The sequence below is a fragment of the Hugenholtzia roseola DSM 9546 genome (assembly GCF_000422585.1).
GTDB classification, from domain to species: Bacteria; Bacteroidota; Bacteroidia; order Cytophagales; family Bernardetiaceae; genus Hugenholtzia; species Hugenholtzia roseola.
Window position 1 is genome coordinate 35,580 of record NZ_AUGI01000032.1, and the last position, 26,036, is coordinate 61,615.

General features: G+C 44.2%; 20 protein-coding genes. 6 read left to right on the plus strand and 14 right to left on the minus strand.

Annotated elements, in window-relative coordinates; translation table 11 throughout:
* Positions 1–17: 17 nt before the first annotated feature.
* From rfbB to tpiA, 3 genes are all read right to left on the minus strand, one after another.
* On the minus strand, positions 18–1,826 hold the full coding sequence (gene rfbB / locus G500_RS25415; RefSeq protein WP_086047767.1) for a dTDP-glucose 4,6-dehydratase: 1,809 nt from the start codon (positions 1,824–1,826) through the stop codon (positions 18–20).
* 137 nt (positions 1,827–1,963) lie between these two features.
* Positions 1,964–2,803: a hypothetical protein gene (locus G500_RS0101035; RefSeq protein ID WP_027001244.1), complete on the minus strand. Its 840-nt coding sequence runs from the start codon at positions 2,801–2,803 to the stop codon at positions 1,964–1,966.
* 122 nt (positions 2,804–2,925) lie between these two features.
* On the minus strand, positions 2,926–3,705 hold the full coding sequence (gene tpiA, locus G500_RS0101040) for a triose-phosphate isomerase (RefSeq protein ID WP_027001245.1): 780 nt from the start codon (positions 3,703–3,705) through the stop codon (positions 2,926–2,928).
* A gap of 146 nt (positions 3,706–3,851) precedes the next feature.
* On the opposite strand from tpiA, the gene G500_RS24655 reads away from it, so the two are divergent.
* The 3 genes from G500_RS24655 to G500_RS0101065 all read left to right on the plus strand — a co-directional run bounded on the left by G500_RS24655 (position 3,852) and on the right by G500_RS0101065 (position 9,562).
* Entirely contained in the window at positions 3,852–4,787 is a 936-nt protein-coding gene (locus G500_RS24655) for a leucine-rich repeat domain-containing protein (RefSeq protein WP_154656965.1), read from the plus strand.
* A gap of 515 nt (positions 4,788–5,302) precedes the next feature.
* A complete protein-coding gene (gene porK, locus G500_RS0101055; protein ID WP_027001248.1) occupies positions 5,303–6,340 on the plus strand; it encodes a T9SS ring complex lipoprotein PorK/GldK in 1,038 nt (345 codons plus the stop codon).
* A 222-nt stretch (positions 6,341–6,562) separates the two neighbouring features.
* Positions 6,563–9,562: a WD40 repeat domain-containing protein gene (locus G500_RS0101065; RefSeq protein WP_154656966.1), complete on the plus strand. Its 3,000-nt coding sequence runs from the start codon at positions 6,563–6,565 to the stop codon at positions 9,560–9,562.
* Between the two features lie 22 nt (positions 9,563–9,584).
* Here the strand turns inward: G500_RS0101065 and G500_RS0101070 are convergent, their stop codons facing one another.
* Positions 9,585–10,013: a hypothetical protein gene (locus G500_RS0101070; RefSeq protein ID WP_027001251.1), complete on the minus strand. Its 429-nt coding sequence runs from the start codon at positions 10,011–10,013 to the stop codon at positions 9,585–9,587.
* A gap of 172 nt (positions 10,014–10,185) precedes the next feature.
* On the opposite strand from G500_RS0101070, the gene speD reads away from it, so the two are divergent.
* Positions 10,186–11,484, plus strand: a complete 1,299-nt coding sequence (speD, locus tag G500_RS25910; protein WP_161626055.1) for an adenosylmethionine decarboxylase — start codon at positions 10,186–10,188, stop codon at positions 11,482–11,484.
* A 77-nt stretch (positions 11,485–11,561) separates the two neighbouring features.
* Entirely contained in the window at positions 11,562–12,350 is a 789-nt protein-coding gene (locus G500_RS0101085) for an amidohydrolase (RefSeq protein ID WP_027001252.1), read from the plus strand.
* Positions 12,351–12,482: 132 nt separating this feature from the next.
* On the opposite strand, the gene fabG is transcribed toward G500_RS0101085, so the two are convergent.
* The 6 genes from fabG to G500_RS0101120 all read right to left on the minus strand — a co-directional run bounded on the left by fabG (position 12,483) and on the right by G500_RS0101120 (position 19,675).
* The gene (gene fabG / locus G500_RS0101090; protein WP_027001253.1) at positions 12,483–13,208 is read right to left on the minus strand and encodes a 3-oxoacyl-ACP reductase FabG; all 726 of its coding nucleotides are present in this window, start codon (positions 13,206–13,208) and stop codon (positions 12,483–12,485) included.
* A gap of 727 nt (positions 13,209–13,935) precedes the next feature.
* Positions 13,936–14,301 carry a hypothetical protein gene (locus G500_RS25595; protein WP_154656967.1) on the minus strand — a complete coding sequence of 122 codons (366 nt, stop codon included), beginning with the start codon at positions 14,299–14,301 and terminating at the stop codon, positions 13,936–13,938.
* 91 nt (positions 14,302–14,392) lie between these two features.
* On the minus strand, positions 14,393–16,045 hold the full coding sequence (gene recN / locus G500_RS0101100) for a DNA repair protein RecN (protein WP_027001255.1): 1,653 nt from the start codon (positions 16,043–16,045) through the stop codon (positions 14,393–14,395).
* Between the two features lie 255 nt (positions 16,046–16,300).
* Positions 16,301–16,714 carry a hypothetical protein gene (locus G500_RS0101110; RefSeq protein WP_154656968.1) on the minus strand — a complete coding sequence of 138 codons (414 nt, stop codon included), beginning with the start codon at positions 16,712–16,714 and terminating at the stop codon, positions 16,301–16,303.
* Between the two features lie 86 nt (positions 16,715–16,800).
* Positions 16,801–18,930, minus strand: coding sequence for a choice-of-anchor L domain-containing protein (locus G500_RS0101115; RefSeq protein ID WP_281169304.1), 2,130 nt, complete (start codon positions 18,928–18,930; stop codon positions 16,801–16,803).
* Positions 18,931–18,940: 10 nt separating this feature from the next.
* Complete coding sequence (locus G500_RS0101120) at positions 18,941–19,675, minus strand: choice-of-anchor L domain-containing protein (RefSeq protein WP_027001258.1); 735 nt, start codon at positions 19,673–19,675, stop codon at positions 18,941–18,943.
* Positions 19,676–20,019: 344 nt separating this feature from the next.
* Between G500_RS0101120 and G500_RS0101125 the strand changes: the two genes are divergently transcribed.
* Positions 20,020–21,879 (plus strand): M61 family metallopeptidase, encoded by a 1,860-nt coding sequence (locus tag G500_RS0101125; protein ID WP_051203199.1) that lies wholly within the window; start codon positions 20,020–20,022, stop codon positions 21,877–21,879.
* A gap of 204 nt (positions 21,880–22,083) precedes the next feature.
* Here G500_RS0101125 and G500_RS0101130 read toward each other — a convergent pair whose 3' ends face one another.
* The 4 genes from G500_RS0101130 to mce all read right to left on the minus strand — a co-directional run bounded on the left by G500_RS0101130 (position 22,084) and on the right by mce (position 26,033).
* Positions 22,084–23,112, minus strand: coding sequence for a vWA domain-containing protein (locus G500_RS0101130; RefSeq protein ID WP_027001260.1), 1,029 nt, complete (start codon positions 23,110–23,112; stop codon positions 22,084–22,086).
* Complete coding sequence (locus G500_RS0101135; protein WP_161626056.1) at positions 23,105–24,088, minus strand: hypothetical protein; 984 nt, start codon at positions 24,086–24,088, stop codon at positions 23,105–23,107. Before G500_RS0101135 ends, G500_RS0101130 begins: the two co-directional genes overlap by 8 nt.
* Positions 24,089–24,381: 293 nt before the next feature.
* Positions 24,382–25,584, minus strand: coding sequence for a porin family protein (locus tag G500_RS0101145; protein ID WP_027001262.1), 1,203 nt, complete (start codon positions 25,582–25,584; stop codon positions 24,382–24,384).
* Between the two features lie 38 nt (positions 25,585–25,622).
* Positions 25,623–26,033, minus strand: a complete 411-nt coding sequence (gene mce / locus G500_RS0101150) for a methylmalonyl-CoA epimerase (RefSeq protein ID WP_027001263.1) — start codon at positions 26,031–26,033, stop codon at positions 25,623–25,625.
* Positions 26,034–26,036: the final 3 nt, after the last annotated feature.

A 26,036-nucleotide genomic window follows, 5' to 3' on the forward strand; every position in this document is an offset into this window, starting at 1 on the left:
TTTGTCGAGTCGTTACTTTATTTCATGCCAAGTTGCTTTTTGAGGGCTTCTAAGGCTTCCTTTTCAGGATTTACGCCTAAGGCTTCATTCACTTTTTTGTCTAATTCGGGGTCTTGCAAGGGCTTTTCTTTGTACAGGTCGGCTAAAATTTCGTTTTTCGAAATTTTTGCTTTCATGCGCTCTATCATATTGATAGTATCGGACGAGTCGGGCATCTTGACGGTGTGCTGCTTACGAATGGTGCGAAGCTGTGCAATGCGGTCTTCCATCTGCGCCTGCAAGCCCCCAAGTTGTGCCAAATGGTGCAGGTGTTGGTCGGCTAAGACTTTGGCTTGCTCCTGTTTTTTCAAAAGTTCCATCGCCAATTTATTAGCCTGCTCCCATTCTATTTTCCCTTCTTGCGCCGCACCTATGATTTGTCGCGCCTTTGTGTCGCAATCCTTTTCTTTTTCTTGGGCAGCCTCGTAATCTTTTCGAACGCGAATAAGGCTTGCCTTGACTTCTGCAAGAGCATCAATGGCTTCTTCCAAATTCACCAGATTGAGATAGCCCTGATATTTGGTAGCCTCCGAATTAGGTGCGCCATAAATGGGCTGCTCCTGCGGCGGAATTTCTTCTGCGGGCGGGGGGGCGATAGGCTCTTTTTTCAGTTTTTCCTCTTTGATGACACTTTCGGGTATATCCTCGATGGGTGCATTTTGGGAGTTGGCGGTTTGGGTTTTGGTCTGATTTTCTGTTTGATTTTCTACCTGACTTTCTGTCTGATTTTCTGTTTGATTTGATTTGGCTTCAAAAGCAGGAGTCGCAATTTCTTTTCCTGTAAAATGCTTGATATACCAAATGACGGTTTGCGTTAGGTCGTGTTCAAAATTAGTGGCAGCCTTCCAGCCAAGTTCGGTTTCGAGTTTGGTGGGGTCTATGGCGTAGCGTTTGTCGTGTCCGGGGCGGTCTTTTACAAAGGCAATAAGTTGCGCATATTTGGTATCGGGCTTGGGTAGATGTTGGTCTAAAATTTCGCAAATTTTGTAGCAAAGTTCGAGGTTGTTGCGCTCATTGCGTGTCCCGACATTGTAGGTTTCGCCTGTTCGTCCCTTGTGGAAGACGGCATCAATGGCGGTGCAATGGTCTAAGACAAAGAGCCAATCGCGCACGTTTTTGCCGTCACCATAAATCGGAATAGGCTCGGCGTTGAGGGCTTTTCGGATAATGGTGGGAATGAGTTTTTCTTGGTGCTGTTTGAAGCCAAAATTATTAGAACAATTTGTAGTAACGACATTCAGCCCAAATGTATGGTAATAACTTCTGACCAACATATCACTCGCTGCTTTTGAGGCACTGTAAGGACTATTTGGCGCGTATGGCGTATTTTCTGTAAAAAAGCCTGTATCGCCCAAAGAGCCATAGACCTCGTCGGTGGAAACATGCAAAAAGCGACAATCCTGATAGCCTGCTTTGGCTTGGAAAGGAGCTTCAAACCAGTGCTTGCGTGCCGTTTCTAAAAGAGAAAAAGTACCTTCTACATTTGTCCTGACAAAGGCTTCGGGACCCGAAATGGAGTTATCTACGTGCGACTCGGCAGCGAAATGTATCACGCCCCTGATGTCGTACTTGGTAAAAAGATAGCTCAATAAGCCACGATTGCAGATGTCGCCTTTGATAAATTCGTATCGCTGCTCGTTTTCAATTTCCTTCAAATTATCGAGGTTGCCCGCATAAGTGAGTAGGTCTAAATTTAGGAGGCGATAGTCAGGGTAGCGATTGAGAAAATAAGGCAAAAAATTTGACCCAATAAAGCCTGCGCCACCTGTGATAAGGATATGTTTCATGGTCGGAATAGAAATGGAAATGATAGCTTAAAGATAGCATTTTTCTGACAAAAAGCACAAAAAAAGGCAGTCGGGAGTGCCTTTTTTCCGCACCTCATTTTGATACTTTGAAGCACAAAGTTTCTTTTGGCGCAGCATTAAAGTCCCCCACGCTCTAAGATGTACGCTTCGAAGGCGGCTTTATCTTCGGGCTTTGCCATTCTGATAAGATTCGAGATAAGCCAGCCGCTATTATTCCCTTTTCTATTGAAGTTAGAAATTTCGAAGTACCAGTTATCGAGTTGGAAAAAGTGAAATTTGATGTTCATAACGGTTTCGAACTCTAAATTTCCTTGCTTTACTTCTGACCAAAAAAGGGTGAGGTAATCGGGTTGAAAATTGCGTTTGGAGTACCCTGTGATGCCCTTTCCTTGCTCTAAGGCGCGTTTGAGGTTCATAAATTCGATTTCATGGCTTAGGGGGTGCAAAAATTCTTCGCTTTGGTCTTTGCTTTCTTCAAATATCTTTTTGAAGGGCGCAAAATGTAGCTGCTCTATGACCCACTTGCTTCCTACTTTTTCTTCCTGCAAGCGCATAAAAAGCACCATATCTTGGCTTTTGCCGCGATATTTGAAAATAGTATGCACTTGGGCAAACCATTTTCCGCCATGAAAGTCGAGGAAGGCGGGCTTGGTTAGCATCTGATTGATGAAATCTTGCTTAGTATCGTTATCTATGGTGCGGCTTTCTAAATCAAAGAGCATTTGCAAATAAACTTTGCGTTGTGTGGGTTCTCTGAATTTGGGGTGATTGGGTTCGTATTTTTCGCCGTATTTGTCTTCTTCATTATTAAACCTGCGAAAAAACTGGTTCATCTGTTTGGTATGCGCATATAGGTCGGATTCATCACCTAAATAGTTGGTAATTTGCGCCGAAAGGGTAGGCAGGAAACTATATGCCATCAGAAAAAAAAGATACGCAAGCAGGATTTTTTTCATGGTCGTGCGAAGTTAGGATAGCGAAAGTGGAAAGGAAAGAATTTGCCCAAAAAGAGATTGGGGGATGATGGAGGCAATTTTTTAGGCGCGATTCTTCAAACCACAATCGCGCCTATATGCCTTTATAGAACGTCTGCTTTGGGGAAAGATTTTGCAATTTCTATAAATTCGCGAGATTTTAGAGATGCGCCCCCTACCAAACCGCCATCGATGTCGGGTGCAGCAAAAAGTTCAGCCGCATTTTTAGCATTGACACTGCCACCATACAAAATGGGAATCTGTGCCGCAAGATTTTGGCCATACTGGGCTGCCACATGCTGGCGCAAAGCCTGATGCACCTCTTGGGCTTGTGCCACTTCCGCCGTTCTGCCTGTGCCGATAGCCCAAATTGGCTCATAAGCAATCACGATTTTTTCAAACTCTTGGGCAGAAAGGTGAAAAAGCCCTTCTGAAATTTGATTTTTTAGAAAAGCAAGATAATCGCCTTTCTCACGCATTTCTAAGGATTCGCCACAACAAAAGATAGGTCGCAATCCATTTTTTAGTGCAATATTTACTTTTTGTACCAAAATATCAGCATTTTCTGCGAAATATCCTCTGCGCTCACTGTGTCCGATGATGACATATTCGACTTGATAGTCTTGTAACATTTGCGCTGAAATTTCGCCTGTATAAGCACCCGCTTCATAGGCTGCTACGTTCTGGCTGCCTAAGTGTAGATTAGGCGTATGCTCGAAAAGTCCGCCTACGCTTTTGAGATGCACAAAAGGGGGAATGAGAATTAGCTCTACGGCTTGGTGCAATTCGTCGCGCCTCATGCCCACAATTTCGGAAGTAAGGGCTTGGGCTTGGCTTTGGCTTAGGTTCATTTTCCAATTGCCTGCTACAATTTGGGGACGCATCATGGGCGATTCGATTTTGAGAGAATAAATAGAAAAGAAAGTATAATTTGACTGCAAAGATGCGTTTTATTTGGCAGATAAGGGCTATCTTTGGGAACGTGTATGGAAAGAAAAACAAAAGCCCTTGTCGCTTTTTTGTGTTTTGCATGATAATTGTAGCATCAAATAAAGAGGCTGCTCCCAAGTGCATCAAATCGGGGCTGCCTGCCTGCGCTTTTTACCTCTTTATCCTTCAAACCCGTCTGAAAAATATGAATTACCGTCTTCTACGCATAGCCGCTCCCCTTTTTCTATCAGCCTTGATATGGGTAGGAAATTTCGCCCTCCTGCCTACGGCAAAGGCACAACTGACCCCTAATTGGTGGAATAGTTTGGACGACGATTGGAAAAAACTTTTTAAAGAACGCCACAAAATCAGCGCAAACCCTACGGCTGCCGAGCTGACCAAGATTTACAATTTGGATAAATTAGACTGTTCCGAAAGTGGCATCAGAAATTTAGAGCCGCTTCGCAACCTGACGAATTTGAAAGTAGTGTGGATAGACAAAAACCCAAGTGTGGTGAGTTTAGAGCCTTTGCGCTCCCTTACCAAACTGACCGAAATAGACTTTTCAGGTACAGGCGTGAGCGATTTAGAACCCTTGCGCGGTTTGGTCAATCTGACGCGCTTGGAGTGCTTCGAAACCAATATCAGCAGTTTGGCAGCTTTAAGTGGGCTTCGCAAACTCAAAATTTTAGACTTTTCAAAGACGAAAGTCAATAGCCTCTTTCCCCTTAAAAATGTGCTAACCTTAGAAGTGCTTTATTTTTCACAAACTCCCGTAACCGACCTTAGCCCACTGAAAGCCCTTGCAAACCTGACAGAGCTAAATTTTTCGGAAACCAAAGTAGCCTCGATAGACGCACTAACGGCAAAAGGCAAGCTAAGGGAAATTGTCTTTGCACGTACCAAAGTAGCCTCGCTTGCTCCACTTTTCAATAATCGCGCCCTGACGATTGTTTTTTGCGAAGAAACAGGCGTGAGCAAAGCCGATGCCGATGCGCTACAAAAGAAAATCCCTACCTGTGTCGTGATGATGTAACCTTTTGGATAGGCTTTTTTAAATGATTTGGCAAGCCTGCTCCGAAAAGCCCAAAAAATATTGAAAATACCGCATTTGAGGGTATTTTTTGGGCTTTTTCAAACCTTCTAAACGCCTTTGTTTCAAAAGTTTTGCGTACCTTTGCGCTTGTGTTTTTTTAGAAAAGAAAAAATAGCACACGCCTATTTTAGGGATACGCAAATCTGCTTGCCTTTGTAGAAGGTAAAAGTGGGCGTTTTCGATAAACCTCTGTTTTTTTTCGGTAAATTTCACAAAAATTTCGACCAAGCTATAATAAACCCTAAAAAAAACAGTTATTAGGTAAAGCGTGAATTCTAAAAGTCGTTTTTAGCTTTTCAATCTAACCCAAACCCCTTGGGCAATCTCTTGAAAGAACCTGCGACGATTTTAGCTTCCCCTTTTTATAGCTTCTCCTTCCTCTTTGAAGAAAGCTCTTTTGACATAGCACCTCTTTAACTTACGAACAAAATAACGCAAAAGGCAATACAATGAAAATGAATCCACTTTTCCGCAAAGTTCTGTATTTGCTACTCATTTCAAGCGCAGCATTGATGGCTCAGAGTTGTGGCGGCGGCAATAAAATGGACGGCGAACTTACTGGCGTACTCGGTAGAGAAGGCTGGAAGCAAGAAGTGCCTTACGGCATGATAGTCGTTCCCGCAGGTACTTTCCACATGGGACAAGCCGACGAGGACATCCTTTCCTCTCGTATCAATATGAACCGCCAAATCACTATCGGTGGCTTTTATATGGACCAAACGGAAATTACCAACAACGAGTACCGCCAATTCATCGAGGAGATGACCAACAACCCCGACTCCATCGATGGTGAAATGCTTACCGAAGAAGAAATTAAGGCGCGTTTCTACCCCGACACGATGGTTTGGGAAAACGACTTTACGCATCACTACGGCGAGCCGATGGTAGAAAACTACTATTCTCACCCTGCTTACGACGACTACCCTATCGTGGGCGTGAATTGGTTTGCAGCTAAGGCTTTCTGCGGCTGGCGCACCAAGTTTTTGAACGAAGCACGCGAAGGACGCGGCGAATTTCCACAACCCAAATTCCGCCTTCCTTCCGAAGCAGAATGGGAGTATGCCTCACGCGGCGGCAGAGATATGGCAAAATACCCTTGGGGCGGTCCTTATGTTAGAAATGCAAAAGGTTGTGCTTTGGCAAACTTCAAACCCGGACGCGGCAACTACTACGACGACGGCTTCCAATACACAAACCCTGTCGGTGCTTACTTCCCTAACGATTGGGGCTTGTATGATATGGCAGGCAACGTAGCCGAATGGTGCAACGACGCTTACGCACCCAACTCTATGCCGCTTATTTGGGACTTAAACCCTACTTACATAGACGATAGCGAACCGCGCAAAGTAGTACGTGGTGGCTCATGGAAAGACATCGCTTTCTTTATCGAAACAGGTAGCCGCACTTTCGAGTATCAAGATTCTGCTCGCTCTTTTGTAGGTTTCCGCTGCGTGATGACTTATTTGGGACGCTCATCAGGTATGGAGTTCTAATAAAGTTTCAAGCGTCTTGATTTGAAAAATTCTTCAATCGCTTTTGTTATGGTACTACAAATGCAGTTTGTAGGAAAAAACTTAAAATCTGGTGCGCTCTGCATCAGATTTTTTTGTATCTATGCAAAAAAGCCGCTTTCGCCTATCTTTATTTGGAATTTACCGAATTTTTGAAGGTGAGGGCTTCACTTAGTCTTCTCCTTTTGGTCTTCTCCTTTCGCTATGGCAAAAACAACCGCACCCTTATTTTTTATTTGCACCCCAACGCCCAATTTGCTCTCGAAGGCGTTGGAAAGATTGCTCTTCGAAGCCAAAAGCACCTTGCTGCAATACGACATTAGCTATAAAATAGGAAACGAAGACGATTTAAACGCCCTTTTAGAAACAGAAACGCTGGCAGATTCGCTCTTTTTTTGCCACTTTATCAGTCGCCCCAAAGCCGCAACCGCGCAAAGGCTCAAAACCGCCAAACTGCTCAAAATCGTTTTGGTGGAAAGCCCCGATTTGGCACAAGAGGTACGAAATGATTTCTTCAATCAGTTGCCTTTTATCATTTGTATCCCCACAAATGAAGCCTACACAGAAGCACCCGAACTTACCTTTTCGTGGTTTTTCTACCAAGCCTTTATGAGTGGCAAGACTTCTATCAAAGAAGCCTACCGACAGGGCGCAAAGCTCATGCACAAAGCCCTGCAAAAGCCCGAATTTGCAAGTGCCTTCTACATCAGCACCAAAGCCAATCAGGAGGTAGAAAAAAGTCTTATTGACTTTGTTGCGCCTACGCCCGAATCGGAGGAGGAGCAAGTGGCTGCTGCCGCCCCCCTGCCTACCCCAACTTCACAAAATACGACCTATCAGGAGGAAAATCTAAGCATCTTCAAGGCGTTTTTACAACAAAAATCGCTTCTCTATCTCAATAGCGAGGAACGCAATAAAGTCTTGCTTACCCAAGCCGAATTAGATTTGTATGAAAAATACCAATCCTATTTGCACCTTACAGACTTAGAAAAAGACCTAATTTTACAAAGCCGCAAGCTACTACGCCGCAATAAAAAAGGGACAAAATTGGGTCAGATGCTCTTTTTTGTTATCTTCTTCGCGCTTCTAATTGGCTCTTTGATAGCTTGGTCGCAATATTTGCACCTGCAAGACAAGGTAGAAAGTCTTGATGCAGACAAGCGGATTCAGAAGGCAGATTTTTTGGCGTATATCGCCGAAACGGTCTTGACTGACAATCCTACCAAAGCCCTTCGTGTGGCACAAGAGGGCTGTCAGAACTATCCTACCTTAGCGGCGCAAAGGGCATTTTATCAGAATTTTTATAGCGGACAAGCCTACTACACTGCACAATGGGAGGCAAAAGACATCAAAAAAGCCTTGCTTTTAGACGCACCTACGCGCGTTTTGCTCCACTTCAAAAATGGAAGTTGCGCCCTTTTCGATGAAAGCGGAAAAGAAATTTATCGCTTTGATAGTCAGGATTTTACAGAGGTAACCAGCAATGGCAATACAGTGCTTTTGGCACAATCTGACGGCAGTTTGCAATATTGGCAGGGCAAAGATAGCCTCGAAATTTACCCCGCCTACGAACAGACTTGGGAAAAGCTACGCATCTCTAAAAAAGGTGATTTTTTCCTAAGTGGCACAGACACAACTGTATGGCTTTGGCAGAAAGGGGCGAAAGAACCGATACAAAAATTGGCAGGCTTACAAAAAAACCTGCAAGATTTTGACCTTGCCCAAAATGATAGCCTGCTTTTTACGCTTACCGCTGATAGTCTTTTAGCACTTTGGACAAAAGAAGGCGAACTTTTGCAGACGCATCGTGCCGAGTCTGCTGCCTTTTTAGATAGTGGGCGCGTGCTTATTTTCCTACATGCGCAAACGGCTACGATTTTAGACCTAAGTCAGGAAAAGCGATTGATGCTTTTGCCACAAAGCCTACAACTACAAAAACTAAACGAAAAAGAGTTTTTAGTTACGGATAAAAATGGACTGCTGCTTCACTATCAACTCGAAGCAGGGCGGGTCTTGCGCCAAGCCGTATGGGAAAATACTGCCTTCTTGCAAAAAGTTCCGCAGAGTGAGCAATTTCTCAATATCAGCAAGGATAAAAATGGAGCTATCGTGCGCCTTTCGAATCCCGAAGATAGCCTATTGGCAAAGGCACTCTTGGGTCTTACTTTTGCGAATATGCCCCAAATATTGCCGCAGGTGAGTCCGACTCATGCCCTCATTACCCACCAAGAAAAGCTAACCCTTTGGCGCACACTGCCTCCTTATACGCTGCTCAAAGGCGAGGAATTGAAGTCTTATTTGCAAAAGAAACAAAGCCAGCACGCCTACCAACTCAAAAAAGATGCGCAAAAGCCCAATATTTGGCTTTTGTATGATAGCCAAGAAAAGCTCATTCGCGCCCTTGATGCCAAAAGTGCCGAATTGCACCCCAAACAAAATCTTGTCCTGACCCAACAGGCACAGACGATTTTGGTGCAAAGCATAGAAGGCGACACGCTCACACAAATAAAGGGCGCGTATCAAAAGGCGCGATTTTCACCGCAAGGCACGCTCATTCTGGTAGAAAAAGACCCTTTCCAATATCTGGTTTTTGACTTAGATGGAAAAAAACGCGCGACCTTAAAAGCGGCTCTACCTTCGAAGAGCGGTATGCAGCCTATTCAAGCGAATCTGACCGTATCGCCCAACGAAGAATGGGTTGTTTTGAGTTTGGAATTGCAGTACCCGACGCAAGGCGAAACCTACCTACTCCCCCAACAGACGCTACAAGTGAGCAGTGGCAAACTCTTTCCCATCTATCCCAACTTTGTGCGCGGTAAGATTCGTACCCTCACTTTTACCCCTGATAGCCGCTATTTGCTCACCTCTACGCGCGAAGAAACCGACTTTTGGACACCACAGGGCTTGCGCCTACGTACCATCAAGGGCGGCGACTTACAATTTGCACCCAAACAAAAACTAATTCTTTCTACCTCTCAAAATCATTTTCATATTGCCTCGATGGAGGGATACCCCATCTTTACCTCGCAAGCACTCGATTTGCAGGCAGCCCACCTTAGCCAAGACGAAAGTGCCTTGCTGCTTTTGCACACAGACGGCACACTCAAAAAATGGGCTTTCGGTTTTCCTCATATCGCACAATGGCTCAAAGAGGCACGCATTTATCAGCTCAATGCGCAGGAAAGTAGGCAGTATGCTTTCTAAATTCTGAACTGCTAAAACTACCTTACTTCTCTTGGGGAGGACGAAAAGAAGAAGTACGGCTGGGCGCAGGTGCAGGGTTAGAAGGTGCGTTTTGTGCCGTTTTGGGAGCTACTTCATTGGAAATTTGACTGCTTAGGGCTTCTCTAATCATTTGTGTCGTGATAAGAATTTCCTCGTCAGTACAATTTTTAATTTTTTCAATGACATAGTTTTGAATAAAAGCCTGATTTTTTAGTAGTTCATAAAGATTGTCTTGATTAGAAATCAAAGAACCTGAAATGCCAATTTTGAGCGTCAGATGCAAATGGGGACAGATGTAGTGGAAACTGCTATATCCCGATTTGTAATCTTCCGAACAAGGCTGCATCTTTTGTTTGGAAATGGGGCAGATTTGGCTGCGCAAGAAGCTATCTAACCGACTTTGAAAGAGGCGTGAATTGTAAAAACCCATGTGTTATCAGAAACTTAATGTTAGAAAAAAAGCGAACCCAACAAATCTTAGCGAAAAGAACCAGCTTGCGTTTGCTTTCACAATATACGAATAAAATTCTGTTTTGTTGAATATTTTTTTTCTAATACACGCTAAAACAACAAATTTCAAGCCCTTTTTATCACAAAATAATATGACACAGACCTTAGGACGACATTTACTGCTCGAATTGTATGACTGCCCTGCCTTACTTTTAGATGACGTAGCCCAAGTGGAGGCACAGTTAAGAGCGGCGGCAAATCATATCGGAGCTTCTATTGTGGGGGTGATGTTTCACCATTTTGCGCCTTATGGGGTTTCGGGAGTAGTGGTCATCGAGGAAAGCCACCTCACCATTCATACCTGGCCTGAATGGGGTTTTGCCTCCATCGACATCTTCACCTGCGGCGATTCGATAGACCCTTGGCAGGCATATCTTTTTTTAAAAGAAAAATTAGGGGCAGCTCATGGTTCGGCAATGGAAATGCGGCGTGGCGAAAAAAGACTACTCAATAGGCAAGACTATTTTCCTACCCAAAACGCCCAAATTGCCACTGCGCCCCTGCTCCAAAGTTGGCTCACCGAGCGCGACGAAACCTTCGCCCTTTCGCTCAAACGCCTTTCTGCCCCACTCTTTCAGGCACAGAGCCACTATCAGAAAATAGAAATCTATCAGACCCAAGCCTATGGAAAAGCCCTGCTTTTAGATGCCAAGTTAGTGCTGACCGAAAAAGATGAAGCCGCCTACCATGAAATGTTGGTGCATCTGCCTTTCTTTCAATTTCAGTTTTCAAATTTTGACAAGCACCCAAATCCAGAAACTCCCCTAACGCTGCAAAAAGTGCTAATTTTAGGCGGTGGCGAAGGCGGAATTTTGCGGCAGGCAATTCGCCATCAACACTTACAAGTGATAGACTTGGTAGAAATTGACGAAATGGTAGGGCAGGCAAGCCGCCAGTACCTCGACTTTTTAGCTCCAGCTTGGCGCGATTCACGTGTTAGGGTGCATCATACCAACGCTACCGACTTTTTAGCCCACACACCGCCCGAAAGCTATGATGCCATCTTGATAGACGCAACCGATAGCAAACGCCTGCTGCCTTTTGAGAAAGCACACTACGCCCATATCAAGAGCCTGCTCCGCAAAGGGGGTTTTGTCGTGATGCCGACCCATTCGCCTTACATAGAGCCGCAGGTATTACAAAATCAGTATCGCAACTTGCAAGATTTTTGGGATAAAAATGAGTTGCTGCCCTATTTGGCGCATATTCCTACCTTTCCTTCGGGTATGTGCAGTTTTATAGTGGCAGGTTTGAAAAGGAAAGAAAGCCTTTCACACATGGAAAAAAAGGAAATTCAGTTTTTTTCTGAAAAAGAAAAACTATTTTACTACAATGCCGAACTCCATACGGCTGCTTTTGCTTTGCCTAATTTTGTGGCAAGGCTACTTTGATGCTTTTCTAATATTTTTCAAATTTAAAAAAAGTAACTTTTATTTTATCCAAATAATTTTCCTCACCTCTTCTGCCCATGCAAGACCTACGCCTAACCCTTGTCCAGACTACCCTTCATTGGCAAAATCCCGACGCTAATTATGCGCACTTTGATACGCTCTTCGAAAAAATAGCCCCTTTTAGTAGCGATTTAATCATTCTCCCAGAAATGTTTAACACAGGCTTTTCTATGCAAACGCAATACGCCCAAGAGTTATCCGAAAGCAAGGCGTTGGCATTTCTACAAAAACACGCCCACGCCAAAGATGCGGCTTTGCTTGCTACTTGTATGATAAAAGAAGATAACTATTTTTTCAATCGCTTGCTTTTTGTAGAACCTACGGGAAAGGTAGTTTGGTATGATAAAAAGCATCTCTTTCGCATGGCAGGCGAAGACCGCTTTTTTCGGGCAGGCACAAAAAAAGTGAGCCACACTTGGCGCGGTTGGAAGCTACTCTTGCAAGTTTGCTACGATTTGCGCTTTCCCCTTGGAAGCTACAACCAGTATTTTGAAAAAGAAGACACTTTTTTGTATGATGTCCTTCTCTATACGGCAAATTTCCCAAAAGCCCGAAAGCAAGCATGGAACAGCCTGCTGCCTGCACGCGCCATCGAAAACTCTGCCTATTGCATTGGGGTCAATAGAATTGGCAAAGATGGCAACGGCATCGAGTATGAAGGCGAAAGTGCCGCCTTCGACCCAAAAGGCGAGACCCTTTGGAAAGCCTCGAATCAGGAAGTTATCCACAATCTAAGCCTTTGTTATCAAACCCTGCAATCATACCGAAATAAATTTGAAACCCATAAGGATTGGGATAAAATTTAGTTGAAAAGGTATTTTATACAGACAAAAAGGACAAGGCATTGCCCTGTCCGAAGTTGGATTGAGGTAAAATTTTGGATTTAGACTCAAATAAGATTTGTTCTAAATTTTAAAATAAGTTTTTTTTCATAAAACCTATAAGACCATGCCGCCATCTACGTGCAAGACTGCCCCATTGACAAAACCTGCCTGCGGCGAAGCCAAATAAAGATAGGCATAGGCAATATCCTGCACCTGCCCTATCCTGCCAACGGGAATCCCTGCCTGCATTTTTTCCATGTATTCCTGTGGAATGGTCGCCGTCATTTCGGTTGCAATCACACCGGGCGCAATGGCATTTGCCGTAACGCCCATTCTACCCACTTCTCGCGCCAAACTCTTTGTAAAGCCAATTACCCCAGCTTTGGCTGCCGAATAATTCGTCTGTCCGAAATTGCCATACACGCCTGCAATGGAGGAGGCATTGATGATACGCCCGTATTTTTGTGCTTTTAGGGTAGGCAAAATGGCTTTTACACAATGAAAAACTCCTGTCAGGTTGATGTTGATAACTTGTTCCCATTGGGCTACGTCCATTTTCAAAAGGGAAGCATCTCTCAAAATTCCTGCATTGTTGATAAGTATGTGAATTGTTCCCCAATCGGCAAGCGTTTGGGCAGTGGCATTTTGCACCGACTCCCAATTAGAAGTATCTACCAGATAGGCTTTTCCGCCTATTTGAGCGGCTATCTCCTCCACTTTGGGGTCTAAGTCCCAGAGTGCTACTTTCGCGCCCGCAGCGGCGAAAACTTCGGCTGTGGCTTTGCCGATACCCTTTGCGCCACCTGTAATGACTGCCACCTGATTTTCTACTCGAAACATAAAACTGTGTGGATAAGATTTGGAAAATACAAGCCTACTTTTTTTTAGTGTGGATAAGATTTGGAAAAACAAAGCCGCGCAGCCCATTTTTTCAGACTTATCCACAAAAGAGGCGGCTAAAAGTTACAAAAAATTTGACAAGTGCCTCAAATCTAAACCTACTGAAAATGCTTGGGGTCTCAAAATTTGGAAAAAAAATCGAAATCAAATTTTTGGAAGGCTTAGACAACATACTATTAGATTTTTTTTTAAAGTCTTTCTAATACGTTGTTGTTGGGCTGTGGATACTGTGCATATCTTTTTGTTTTTGAAGTTTTCCACACTTATTCACACACTATCCACAAAGTTATGAACAGTGTAAGTGTCTGCAAATGAGGTTTTTACGATACTTATGCACAAGTGTTGATAACTTTTTCGAAAACTTATTCACGCTTTACAAATTGTGAATAAGATGTGCATAAAGCCACTTGCCTCTGTGTATAAACTACCTTTGATTGTGGAAAATGTGCATAACTCGCCAAGCCCTTTTTTCGACTGTGTATAAGTAGGGTAGTTATGAACAGCTTATTAACAGTGATTTGGGCTTTTTGTGCATAACTCTGTGGATAAGTCGGGTGCGCTTTTTTTTTGAGATTCTAAAAAAATGCTATTTTTTATTTCTTAGGGTCTAATATCTATCCGCAAGTTACCATTGTGGATAAGTTCTCGAAAAAAAGACCTTGCTTCTTTAAAATCTTTTGATTTCGAGGCTGACTAAGGTTCGATGATGCCCCATGAGGTTAGGCAGCAGCCAAATTGTGGATAAACGGCGTAAAAAAAATACAAGCGAGGGCAAAAGCAGGAAAAGTTTTCCACAAATTGTGGATAACTCTATGAAAATGTGGATAAGTCGGCGTATTTTGGGCTTTTGGCAGGTGATAATGTGAATAACTGTTTGTTGGGCGTGAAATTTTACGAGTCGAGTGTGGATAACTTCGCTTGTTTTGGCTCTTTGTGTGGATAAGTTGTATAAATTTCGTTGAAAGCGTCTTTTTTTCTGAAAATAAAGGTGAGTAAGGTTATCTAAAATAGACTTGTTGGGGGCTTTCGCCAAAAAAAGTTACCCACAAACTGTGGATAACTTTCTCAAAATGTGGATAAGTGTGTGATTAAGTTGTGGATAAGCGTTTTATGCCGCCTTCCTACTAATTTTTCAACAGTTCCTTTGCACTGCTATAAGTGCTACTGCTGGGACTTGCGCCGCCTATCATTTGCGCAATTTCTTCTACACGTTCTTCATTGGTCAGTAGTTTGATGTGCGAAACGGTGCGTTCCTGTCGGTCTTTTTTATAGACGTAGTAGTGCAAATCGCCTTTGGCAGCAATTTGTGGTAGGTGGCTGATGATAAAAATCTGGTGTTTGACAGAAAGCTCTTTGATGATGCGCCCCATTTTTATCGCAATTTCTCCTGAAACGCCTGTGTCTATTTCGTCAAAAACAAGGGTAGGCAGGTGGATTCGCTTTGCCAAGCGGTATTTTATCGCCAACATAAGGCGCGAAAATTCGCCTCCCGAAGCCACTTCTTTGAGGGGCTGCGGTCTGAAACCTTTATTTGCCGAAAAGTAGTATTCCACAAAGTCCGTCCCTGTGGGCGAAAGTGGGATTTGTGTGAAATTGATGGTAAAAGTAGCATTGGGGATACCAAGTTCGGTGAGCAGGAAGTTGATTTCTTCTTGCGTCTGCGGCACAACGCTTTGGCGTTGTGTGGAAAGCTCCTGTGCTAATTCGAGCAAAATACCTTTTTGATAGGCTAAATCTTCTTCTAATTGCTTAATTTCTTCATCAAAATTTTCTACACGCCTGACTTTGAGTGCCAAATCGTCGCGAATGGCAATCAATTCAGCTACACTTTGTACCTGATGCTTTTTTTCTAAATTGTAGAGCGCACTCAAAATTTTACGCAAAATTTCAGCCGTTTCCTCATCTATGACCAAATCTTCACTTTCCGATTGAATCGTCTGGGCTAAGTCTTTGGTTTCGATAAGCAGGCTTTGTGTGCGTTCATACAAATCTTGATACGTTTTTGAAAAGTTTGCCGTCTTTGAAAGGGCATGAGTGGCTTCGCGCAAAATGTTTTCTGCCGAATATTCTTCGTGCGAAAGGGCATTGTAAGCCAAATACATTTGTGAGCGGATAAATTCTACATTCTCCAAACGCTCCAAATCGCGCTCCATCTGTGCTTTATCCAGCGTATCCAAATCGGCTTGGTTTAGTTCGCCCAGCAGGTGTTGGTGGTAGTCTTGCTCTTTGGTTAGGCGTAGGGCTTCTTCTTTCAAATCGCGCAACTTCTTTTCTATGGCGCGATATTTTTTAAAATTTTCTTGATAAAGGTCTAAGGTTTTTTGGTTTTCTGCAAAAATGTCTAAAATGTGCAGTTGATAGTCGTTAGAAAAAAGTTGTAACGTATCGTGTTGGGCGTGAATGTCCATCAGGCGCAGGGCGATTTTGCGCAGGGTGTCGAGCGTTACGGGGGTGTCATTGATGAAAGCACGCGATTTACCCGAAGGATTGATTTGTCGTCGGATAAGACAATGGGTTTCGAAATCGAGGTTTTCCTCCTCAAAGAGGGCTTTGAGGTCTTCGTTGGGCAGTTGGAAGATGCCCTCGACGACGCAATTTTTGTCGTTTTGCAAAAGCACCTTCGTATCAGCACGATTGCCGATAAGCATACCTAATGCGCCACGCAGGATAGACTTTCCTGCCCCCGTTTCGCCTGTGATGACGTTCAGACCTGCCGAAGGCGAGATGTCGAGTTTTTCTATCAGGGCGTAATTTTCAATCAGTAGATGCTTCAACATAAAGAGTACGGCATTTAGAGGGGTTCAAAACCGAACAGACACACGCCTTTTGCTATGTTTTTGCTACAAAAAGAAGCCTGTCGTATCACAATCTTACACACAAAAATACAGAGAAAGGTGAATTTTCCAAAATCATACCCCACAAAAAGAAAAGGCAAGGGGTAGGGAAAGGTGAAAAAAAGGGACATTTGAAAGCAAAAAAGCCACCTGTGCATACGGCATAGGCGGCTTTTGGGTCTTTATTTTTTGAGGCTTTTAGAAAACATCTGCAATGAGCGCGTCGAGGTGCGCCGCCACTTGTGCAAATCCCGCAGGCGGATTGAAGCCGTCATTGGTGCGATAGGTTACGGCGTTGGAATTGTCTGCCGTAGAGCTATTGCCTAATTGGGCATAGATGAGGTAGCGTAGGTTGCCTGTACCACTTTCTTTGTCGAGGGTCAGGAAGCCGCTTTGACGGATAACGGTGGCAATGGCTTCGAGTTGGCTATTGCTCAAATTGGCTTCGTCGCTGCTTCCGTTTTGGAAGCGAACAAGTTTGCCATCATAGATGCTGTAAGTGGCATTTGGCGTTATGTAGCGCAGGTTTAGGTCTTGCGCTTGTATGCCTTGCAGGGCGAGGCTCAAAAATGCCAGCAGGGTAAATAGTGAAAATCCGATAATTTTTTTCATAAGAAAAAGCAATTTAGGGAGTTGAAATTTTCCTACCCCAAAAAACAATAGTGCAGTTTTTTTAGGGTAGGAAAGGAAAGAAGGCGTTATCTGACGATACTAACTTTTTGTTTGAGTACAGTATCGCCTAATTTTACTACTACAATATACAAGCCATTTGGTAAAGTTTGGAATGACATTGTTTCGCCATTTTGCAAGGTAGCAGCAGGCGCAATTTGCTGTCCTGCCAAGTTTAGTAAACTCACTTCGGCTTTTTCGCCCAAATGCGTTGCCCAAGCAAGGGTAAAGTTGCCCTGATTGGGGTTGGGGTAGAGGCTTAGTTTTTCGCTCAACTTCTCCTCATCTGTACCCAAAATTACCGAAGGCGTAACAAAGACTGTGTTAGAGAAGTCGGAACGTACTTCGCGCTCGTTGTTCATCTTATAGACGGCGCGTACTGCAAATTGGTAGCTTTGTCCGTTGAGCAAGCCTGTTACGGTAAAGCGCGGCTCGGTAGAAGTGCCAATGCGAACAGACTGTACTGAACCTGTAAAACCATAGAAAATTTCGTAGTAATAGACAGGGCGTTGGTCTTCTTGGGTAGGATTCCACGTCAATTCTGCACTGTTGTAGCCTGCTGTGCCTACTAAGCTAATGCGATAAGGGCGGAAGCCTGCATTTACAGGAAGCTCTTGGTCGGGACAGGTTACATTGACAAGTTTTGCCTCAAAGCAAACATCTGTCGTCACTTCTACGATATAAGAACCCAACTGCACATCTACTGCGGCATTGGTAGAAAGCGGAATCGGATAAGAAGCCGCATTGTACCAAACATAAGTCGCATAGTTCATGACGTTTTCGTTCAATAAAGTCGCATCAAGGGTTACGACATCATCGCCACAAAGTTCTGTGTCATTTGCGCCAATGACAGGGGTAGGATAGTAGGTTACGACTACTTCGTCTTCTGAAACATTTTGCGCTCCGCTGGTAAGCGTTACGGTGCGGCGCACGCGGTAGGTCTTAACCAAAACGGCATCAGTGGGGGCTACGTAAGGCGGTGCTGCAAAGGTTACATTCGTTGCACCATCAATCGCTACGCCATCTTCAAACCATTGGAAACTTACCTGCGCAATCGGTGGTACGAAGGGGTCGGTCGCATCAAGGGTTACGACATCGTTGCTACAAACTTCTAAGTCTGCACCCAAATCGACGTTATTGATGACAAAAATACTCGCCTCGTCTGACGTTTCGCAAGTAGGAAAGCCCGCAAATACGGTGAGTTTGATGTCGAACTGTCCAGGCGTAGTGGCATCAAAGACAAAGACTGAATCATTGGTTAGGAAAGTGTTGCCGCCCCCAGATACATCTTCCCAAAGGTAAGAAGTATAGATTTGGTTGGCTTCCAAAACAGTTTGTTCGCCGACGGCTAAGATTTGGTCATCGCCAATCGTAAGCGGTACTTGACTGCCAAAAACTTCCACAATGAGCGTATCTCTATCAATACAGCCACTGCCATTATCTACTGCCAAGATAACTTCATCTACGCCCGGTGCAGTAGGCGTGTAGGTAAAATTCTGCCCTATAAAGGTTTGTGGGTTTGCCCCTGTTACCGTCCAAGTGTAAGTACCATAGTAGTTGTAGTTGGGGAAAAGCTCGACAGGGTCGGGGAAGTTCAAACAAGCTACTTCGTCTTCGCCAATATTTAGCGGTGGTACAATGATAATCGCCGCGCTATCGTACAAAATAGGAGGCAGACCAGGACAGAGGCTATTGCCAAGCAAGCGCACAATGAGGGTATCGCCATTTGGGTTGATAAGCGAGTAGTCAGGCGTGATGGTAAAGTTGAAAGAGCCATCATCGGTAATGGAGAAGTTGGTAGGCAAAGCGGTGGCATCAATTACCCCGTTTAGAGTAGCACTGCCCGAATAATCTACGGTATAGTTAATCGTGTTGCCATCGACTACGCTGCGCGAAACGCCATAGGTAATGTCGCTACAACCGTCCCAAGAGGTAAGTGGTACATCTACATCTAATAAATCGCTTTGGATTTTTTCAATAAAAACGCCCGAATCCAACGTGCCGTCAAAACCATCTGCAATTTTGAGTTTGATTGTGTAAGGCTGACAAGGTACTACGTCCGCTTCTGCTACTAAGTTGCGCGTCAGACCGTCATAAGCAATGCGCGTCCCGTTAGGGCTAACAGGGAAATTGAGCGGTGCTACGTTGCCACAAAGAATCTCTGCTAAGTTATGGTAATAAAAGTTTGGGTTGGTGGCAGGACAGCCCCCTGCCCCCCCCTGGTTCGCCCCAGTTGATGGTGTTAATCGTTACGGGTGTTGTGGTAGTTGGCACTACGGCTAAGTTCAAATCTACATAGTTGCCGCCCAAAGGGTTGGGTCCAGATAGGAAAAAGCCGAAAGCATCATTGAAGATGTCATTCACAAATTCAGCGTACTCTTCCGAAGCAAAAGTAAAGGGGAAGCGAATTTCATTGCCTTCGGGAATTATATCAATTTCTATATGGCAAACGTCGCGAATTACCTGACCCGATAGGGCTTGCAGTTGTGCGTCATTGTCTAAGTTAATAGTCGTACCAACAGGAAATAAGCCAAGTTCGCTTGTTCCAGCAGGCGAAACAGGATTTGTCAAGTCTGTGGCTAAAAAGGTAGTGGCAGGCGCACCAACCTGTATGGCAGCAGAGCTACGGATGTCGCCCGAAGCCATTACGATGCCTGTGTTGCCCAAGTTAATAGCACCAATTTCATTGAGCGGCTGTGTTACATCAAAGCCGCCTTGTGCAGTGGGGTGGCAGCGGATAATGCGCACATCGGTAACGGTAATGCCTATTCCCTGCAAGCGTTGTGCAATTTCAGCAGGGGTGAGAGTCTGTGTAATCGTAATTTGGGCTTCTACTTTCGCAGAAAAACACCAAAGTAGGCACGATAATAGCGTTAATGTCAGGCGTGTAAGATTTTTTATCATAAGAGCCTAAATGGGTTTTGTTGTGTTTTTTCGGGCTTAAAGATAGCTTTTTTTTAAGTTCGATGTCTATTGTCATAACTTTTTCTTTACACAGCTTTTTTTCTGTTCGAAATCTTACACTTATACCTTATTTGCGATAAGCCGAAGCAAATTTTACCAAATAAAATACGCCACTCCCGCCAAAAAGAAAATGTCCTTGTTTTTTCGATTAAAAAACGCCACGCTAATTTTTGGCTTCTGAAAATCAGTGCGATTAGCACTTCAAATTTGCGATTTTAAGAATTTAAAAGCAAGTTTGTGTTTCCAAATGCACCCATAAATTTCTCTTTTATCAATTTTACGACATGAAATTAGACCCACAATCGCACCCGACCCCAAAAAAAACACGCAGCTCGATAGGGCTTTGCGTTGGCTTTTTGCTGCTCTGCTGCCTTCAAATGCCACTCCTTTGGGGGCAAAATCTCACCTATCACCTTTCCATGCCCAAGCCCCATACGCACTATTTTGAAGTAGAAATGGCGATTGCCGATTGGAAACAAGAACAGTTGCTCATCAAGATGCCCACTTGGGCACCGGGCTCATATCTGATTCGCGAATTTTCACGACACGTAGAAGGCGAAATGGCGCAAGATGCAGAAGGAAAGGCACTACCTTTTGAAAAGACCACTAAAAACACTTGGCGCATCGATACCAAATCTATCAAAAAAGGCAGCACTGTGCGCTTTTCGTATCGCGTGTATGCCTATGAACATAGCGTCAGGACAAGTTTTTTAGATGCTTCACATGGCTATCTCAATGGCAGCAGTGTCTTTATGTGGGTAGAAGGCTTGCAAAATCAGCCCACAACGCTGAAAGTTACGCCCTATGCCGAGTGGAAAAATATCTCGACTTCGCTCCCTACCGTAGGCGACGACAAATGGACAAGGACAGCAGAAAACTACGACCTTTTAGTGGATTCGCCCATGGAAATTGGCAACCATCATAGCTTTTTCTTTATCGCCGCAGGCATAGAACACGAGGTAGCGATGTATGGCGAAAGATTTTACGACGAGCCACTTCTTAGCAAAGCCATGCAGCGCATGGTAGAAACCACAGCGGCTATTTTCGAAGCACCGCACCCTTGTAAAAACTATGTTTTTATCGTTCATAACGTTTCGGAAAATAATGGCGGCTTGGAACATCTCAATTCTACCAGCTTGATAGTCAATCGCTTTGCTTATACTACCCAAAAGGGCTTACTCGACTTTTTGAGCTTAGTGGCACACGAATATTTCCACCTTTGGAACGTCAAAAGGCTTAGACCTATTGAACTGGGTCCCTTCAATTACGACGCAGAAAATTATACGCGCCAACTCTGGATTTCGGAAGGTTTTACAAGCTATTACGACGAATTGCTCCTCTATCGTGCAGGTTTTATTAGCCAAGAAGACTATTTCAAAAAGCTCGAATGGGCTATCAATACCTTAGAAAACCGAAAAGGCAGAGAGGTGCAAGCCGTTTCAGAATCCAGCTTCGATACGTGGATAAAATTCTACCGCCCACACGAAAACTCGTCCAACAATAGCATTTCCTACTACAATGCAGGAACGGTTTATGCCGCTCTGCTCGATATCACCATCACAGAAAGCACCAAAGGAAAGGCAAATCTTGATGATTTGATGCGCTATCTCTATGCCGAATATTACCAGAAAAAGGCGCGTGGCTTTACCGAAGCCGAATTTAAGGCGGCGGCAGAAAAGATTGCAGGTACAAAACTCGACGATTTTTTCGAAAAATATATCTATGGCGTAGAAGTACCCAACTATGCCGAATTTTTCGCAAAAGTAGGCGTTACCTTACAAGTTGAAGAAACAACGACCTTAGACTTGGGAGCGCGTGTAGGCGAAGAAGGGGGCAGTTTGGTAGCAAAAGGCATCGATAAAGGCAGTTTGGCAGAGCAGATGGGGCTAAATGTCAATGACGAAATTTTGGCTCTCAATGGCTTTCGCACCAAAAATATCAATGACTTTAAAAATATTTGGAATCTCTTTGAGCTTGGAATAGAGGGCGAATTATTAGTTAGTCGGGACAAAGTCTTGGTTAGTTTGCCTTTTGTGATGAAGGCACAAAAAAGTCTGAACCGAAAACTTGTACTTTCCACTTCCGAAAAAGAGCTTGAAAAAACACAGGCAGCGCGTCAGAAATGGCTTACCAAAGCCCAATAAGCGTTTTGTAGGGACAAGGCACTACCTTGTCCGAATTTGGATTGAAAAAAATTGTGTATTTAAAAAAGAACCCAAAGCATCTTCAAGATACTTTGGGTTTTGGCTAAATTTTATTTCGTTCCAAAATTGTGGCAGGAATCAGTAGTTTTGTTAGAAATAAGTTTGCCTTGCGAAGCTGGAGCTTCGCGCTACTTCATAAAAATGTTAGTCTTCTAAGGCGTTGTGCATAAATGTATTTTTGGTAAGCAGCCAAATTAGAAAGAAAATGATTCCCCAAATGAGGTAAATGTAGTAAAAATCTTGGGTATCCTTGAATCTATTTTCTTTGATTTCCGATTTTTCCAAATTGTCTATCGTATTGAAGATGTCGGCGAGGGCTTGGTTGCTCGAAGCGCGGAAAAATCTGCCCTCCCCTATTTGCGCAATCTCGCGTAAGGTTGTTTCGTCTAAGGTATTGTTGATGTAGTGTGCCTGCCCAAATTGGTCGCGGATAGGCACTTCGCCGTCTTTGCCAACGGCGATGGTATAGACTTTGCAGTTGAAGGCACGCGCTAATTTTGCCGCCGTCATAGGGTCTAATGAGCCTGCGTTGTTGCTGCCATCACTAAGCAAGATGATAACCTTGCTTTTGGTCTTCGATTCGCGCATGCGGTTTGTCGCAACCCCTAAGGCGTTGCCTATTGCTGTGCCGCCCTTTTGGATAAGACGGTGCGAAATGTCGTCTATGTAGCGGTACAAAAGTTCGTAATCACTCGTCAGGGGGGCAAGTGAATAGGCATCTCCTGAAAAAACCACAATGCCGATTCTATCCTGAAAACGCCCTTTAATAAAGTTTGTCGCAATTTCTTTTGCGGCCTCCAATCTATTAGGCTTGAAATCTTCGATGAGCATCGATTCGGAAATGTCGAGGGCTAAGACAATCTCGATACCTTCCGTCCATTGTTCTACCAGTTCGTTGGTCTGTTGTGGGCGGGCTAAGGCGACCAAAATAAGGGCGATAAAGAGGGAGAGGAAAATTTTAGGGACATGGCGCAGCAGAGCCGTAGGGTCAGAGGGGAGTTGTTTTTCAAAAAAAGCCACTTCCAATTTTTGGCGGAATTTGATGAAAAGCAGCCATCTGAACACAAAAAGCAGCGGCACAAAGGGAATGAGGTACAAAATCCATTCGTTTTCCCAATCGAAGCCACGCAGGGCGGCAGGTAGAAACCATTTGTAGTCGAGCCAATCATACATTGCGCACCTCCTTCATTCTATTTTCATACACACTGACAGCAAAGTCGAGCAAATTGTCCAACGATTCGCGCAAAGCCTGTGTAACTTCCGAGCCGTAGATGGCGCGGTCTAAGGCTTTTAAGTGCCTTTTGAGTTGGTCATTTTGGGTAATAGCCACAATTTCGCTCGACGTATAGGTTGTATAAGGGATTTCTTCCAAGTTTTCTAAGTAGTTTTTCCAAATCGCTAAGGCGTGTTCGGCAGATTGACTGGTGAGATTTTCGGCAAAGGCTTTTAAGTAAGATTGCACAAAACGCTCGTGTTGGTTGCGCATGCGGCGCAGGCGATAGGCTTTTCGTACCCTACCCCCAAAGAGCAAAATCAGCAGAGCCACTAAAAATAAGACCGCTACCGAAATAAGTATCACCATCGGATAGTTGAAAGGAACTTGAATCGGGACAAGTTCGGTATTGGTCTGCAATTTTTGCATGCTACTATCTTGCAATAGTTCAGGCGTGAGATGGAATTTGACCGTTATGGCATCGGCAGGTGGCGTAAAAAGCAGCGTGTCGCCCTTTCCACGCAAGACCCATACGGGAACACTTAGGTTTTGTATCGTATCCATTTCAAAGGAACGCAACACATAAACGGCACTATCCCGACTGATTCCTGCCTGTGTTTGGGTAGGAAAAGCCTGATGACTGACCCATTCAAAAGGCTTGAAGGCGTAGGTAGAATCGGGAAAAATCACTTCCCAGTCGGCAGGGTGCGAAAAAGAAAGCGAATAATAAATCGGCTCTCCAATTTGCATAGAATCGACCAGAAAATTGCCTACAATCCTGCCCTTCTGCATCTGTGCAGCATCTTGCGCCGCCAAAGGCAGCAATAGTACCCAAAAAAGAAAGCCACTCACCCCTAAGTTCTTTTTATTCAAACTTTGCCAAAGGGTGCAGAAAGATAGCACTGATTTTTGCGCCCACATCGAGGTTTGCATCAAAATAGAAGATATAACATTCAACAAGCAAAAAGAAAAGTCCAAGACTTTGTTTCAGACAAAGAAAACCCTTTGTAGCAAGGGTCTGCAAAGATACAGAAAAGCCTGCAATCGCGGTAATTCCTATAGAGATAACCCTTCGAGATAGGCTTTTGAGATGGTCTTCTAAGGTAATCTTTCAAGATAGTCTTCCAAAGATACACAAAAGCAAGTCTAAATGGCATTTTTTAAACATTTTTATAGAGCCAAAAGACTTTTGCGCCCTTTCCAATAAACAAATGACCTCTCCTCAAACCCTAAAAAACGCGATGTTTGATGGCATAGACAACTTGTATATTGAAATTGAGGTGGTGCAATTTGATGTCGTCGGAAGCGTCGTAATAGCCAAAATTAAAATTATTGGCATTGAAGCGGCTACTTCTATTGCTTACTACATTTAAGCCATGCTGCCAATGTAGTCCTGTGCCAAAGGTTACGCGCCCAATGCGGTAGCGAAAACCTGCCCCTGCGGTCAAGCCGAAGTTGTTGTTCACAAAGAGAAAATCGGTAGCCAAAAAAGCCGCATTTTCGGCAAGCTGACTGCCACTATTTTCTTCCGAGCGCACAATGGTTGCACTTGGCAGGCGCGAACTTGCCCCTAATTGGGTATAAAAAATACCGCCCTGCAAATAGGGCTGCCAATCGCGTGTAGTCCTGAAATAATAGCGCAAAGAAAGTGGAAAGTTGAAGCTATTGATTTGCTGTACGTATCCAAAAGAGGCAATTCTTGGGCTTGCATCATCGAGCTGATAGCGGTAGCGAAGCCGTAAAAAACCCATGTCCATCAAAAGAGAAAGCCTTTTGCCTATGCCCCTTTCTATGCTCAAACCCAAGCCAATGGCGGGCAGGGTCTTAAAGTGGTCTTTGCCCACTTCATAGCCGATAGGCTCTAAAACTGAATAGTCGGCAACACTTTGCACCGCTGCCGCATTGAGGCTCACGTGCAGACCAATGCTCCACTTGGCTTTGATGGTCATCGTATCAATCGCGACGCGCATTTTAGGAAGTACATAGCTTTCCTTGTCGTAAAAAGGACGATTTTCGAGCATCATTCGCAAATAATGTTGCCCCTCTTGTGGCTTGTCTAAAATAAGGGCAGACATGGCTGCCAGTTCGTAAATTTGAGCGCGAAGGTCGGCAGAAAGCAGGGCAAAGAGGTAGCGTTTTTCTTTTGTAAAACAAGCTACTTCGAGTACTTCGAGGCACTTATCTGTCTTTCCTTCCTGAAAATAACGCTGTGCCAAACGGTAGGCATCGCGTAGGCTTTGCGTCTTGGAAGGTTTCGCGCTTGTGGGTTTTAGCTTTTCTTGTCGGGTGCTATCTTGCGCCCAAAGAGCGGCATTTTCTAAATTCCCAAAGAAGGTGAAAAGCGAAAAGAAGCCACAAAAGAGCCAGAAAGAAGCCGAAAAAGAAGCCGAAAAAGATGCCGAAAAAAAAGCCGAAAAAAAAGATAGTCGCATAGCAGTAGGGAAAGCGGTAGGTAAAAAAGGGGATAACGTTAGGCTTCTCTTATCTCTTGGCACAATTCTATCAAGACCCCTGCCGTACTTTTGGGGTGCAAAAAGCAGATGAGTTTATTATCTGCCCCACGCTTGGGCTTTTCGTTTAGTAGTACAAAACCCTCTGCCGCCAGACGCTGCATTTCGGCTTCAATATCGGCTACCTCGAAGGCGATATGGTGAATACCCTGCCCCTTTTTTTCTATAAATTTCCGAATGGGGCTTTCCTCTGATGTGCCTTCTAAAAGCTCGATTTTAGTTTCGCCTACTTGAAAAAAGGAAGTCAAGACGTGTTCGGATACCACAGCTTCTATTTTGTAGTGTGCCTTGCCTAAGAGTTTGGCAAAAAGGGCATTGGCTTGTTCTAAATTCTGAACAGCGATACCTATGTGTTCGGGTTTTTCAAACATAGA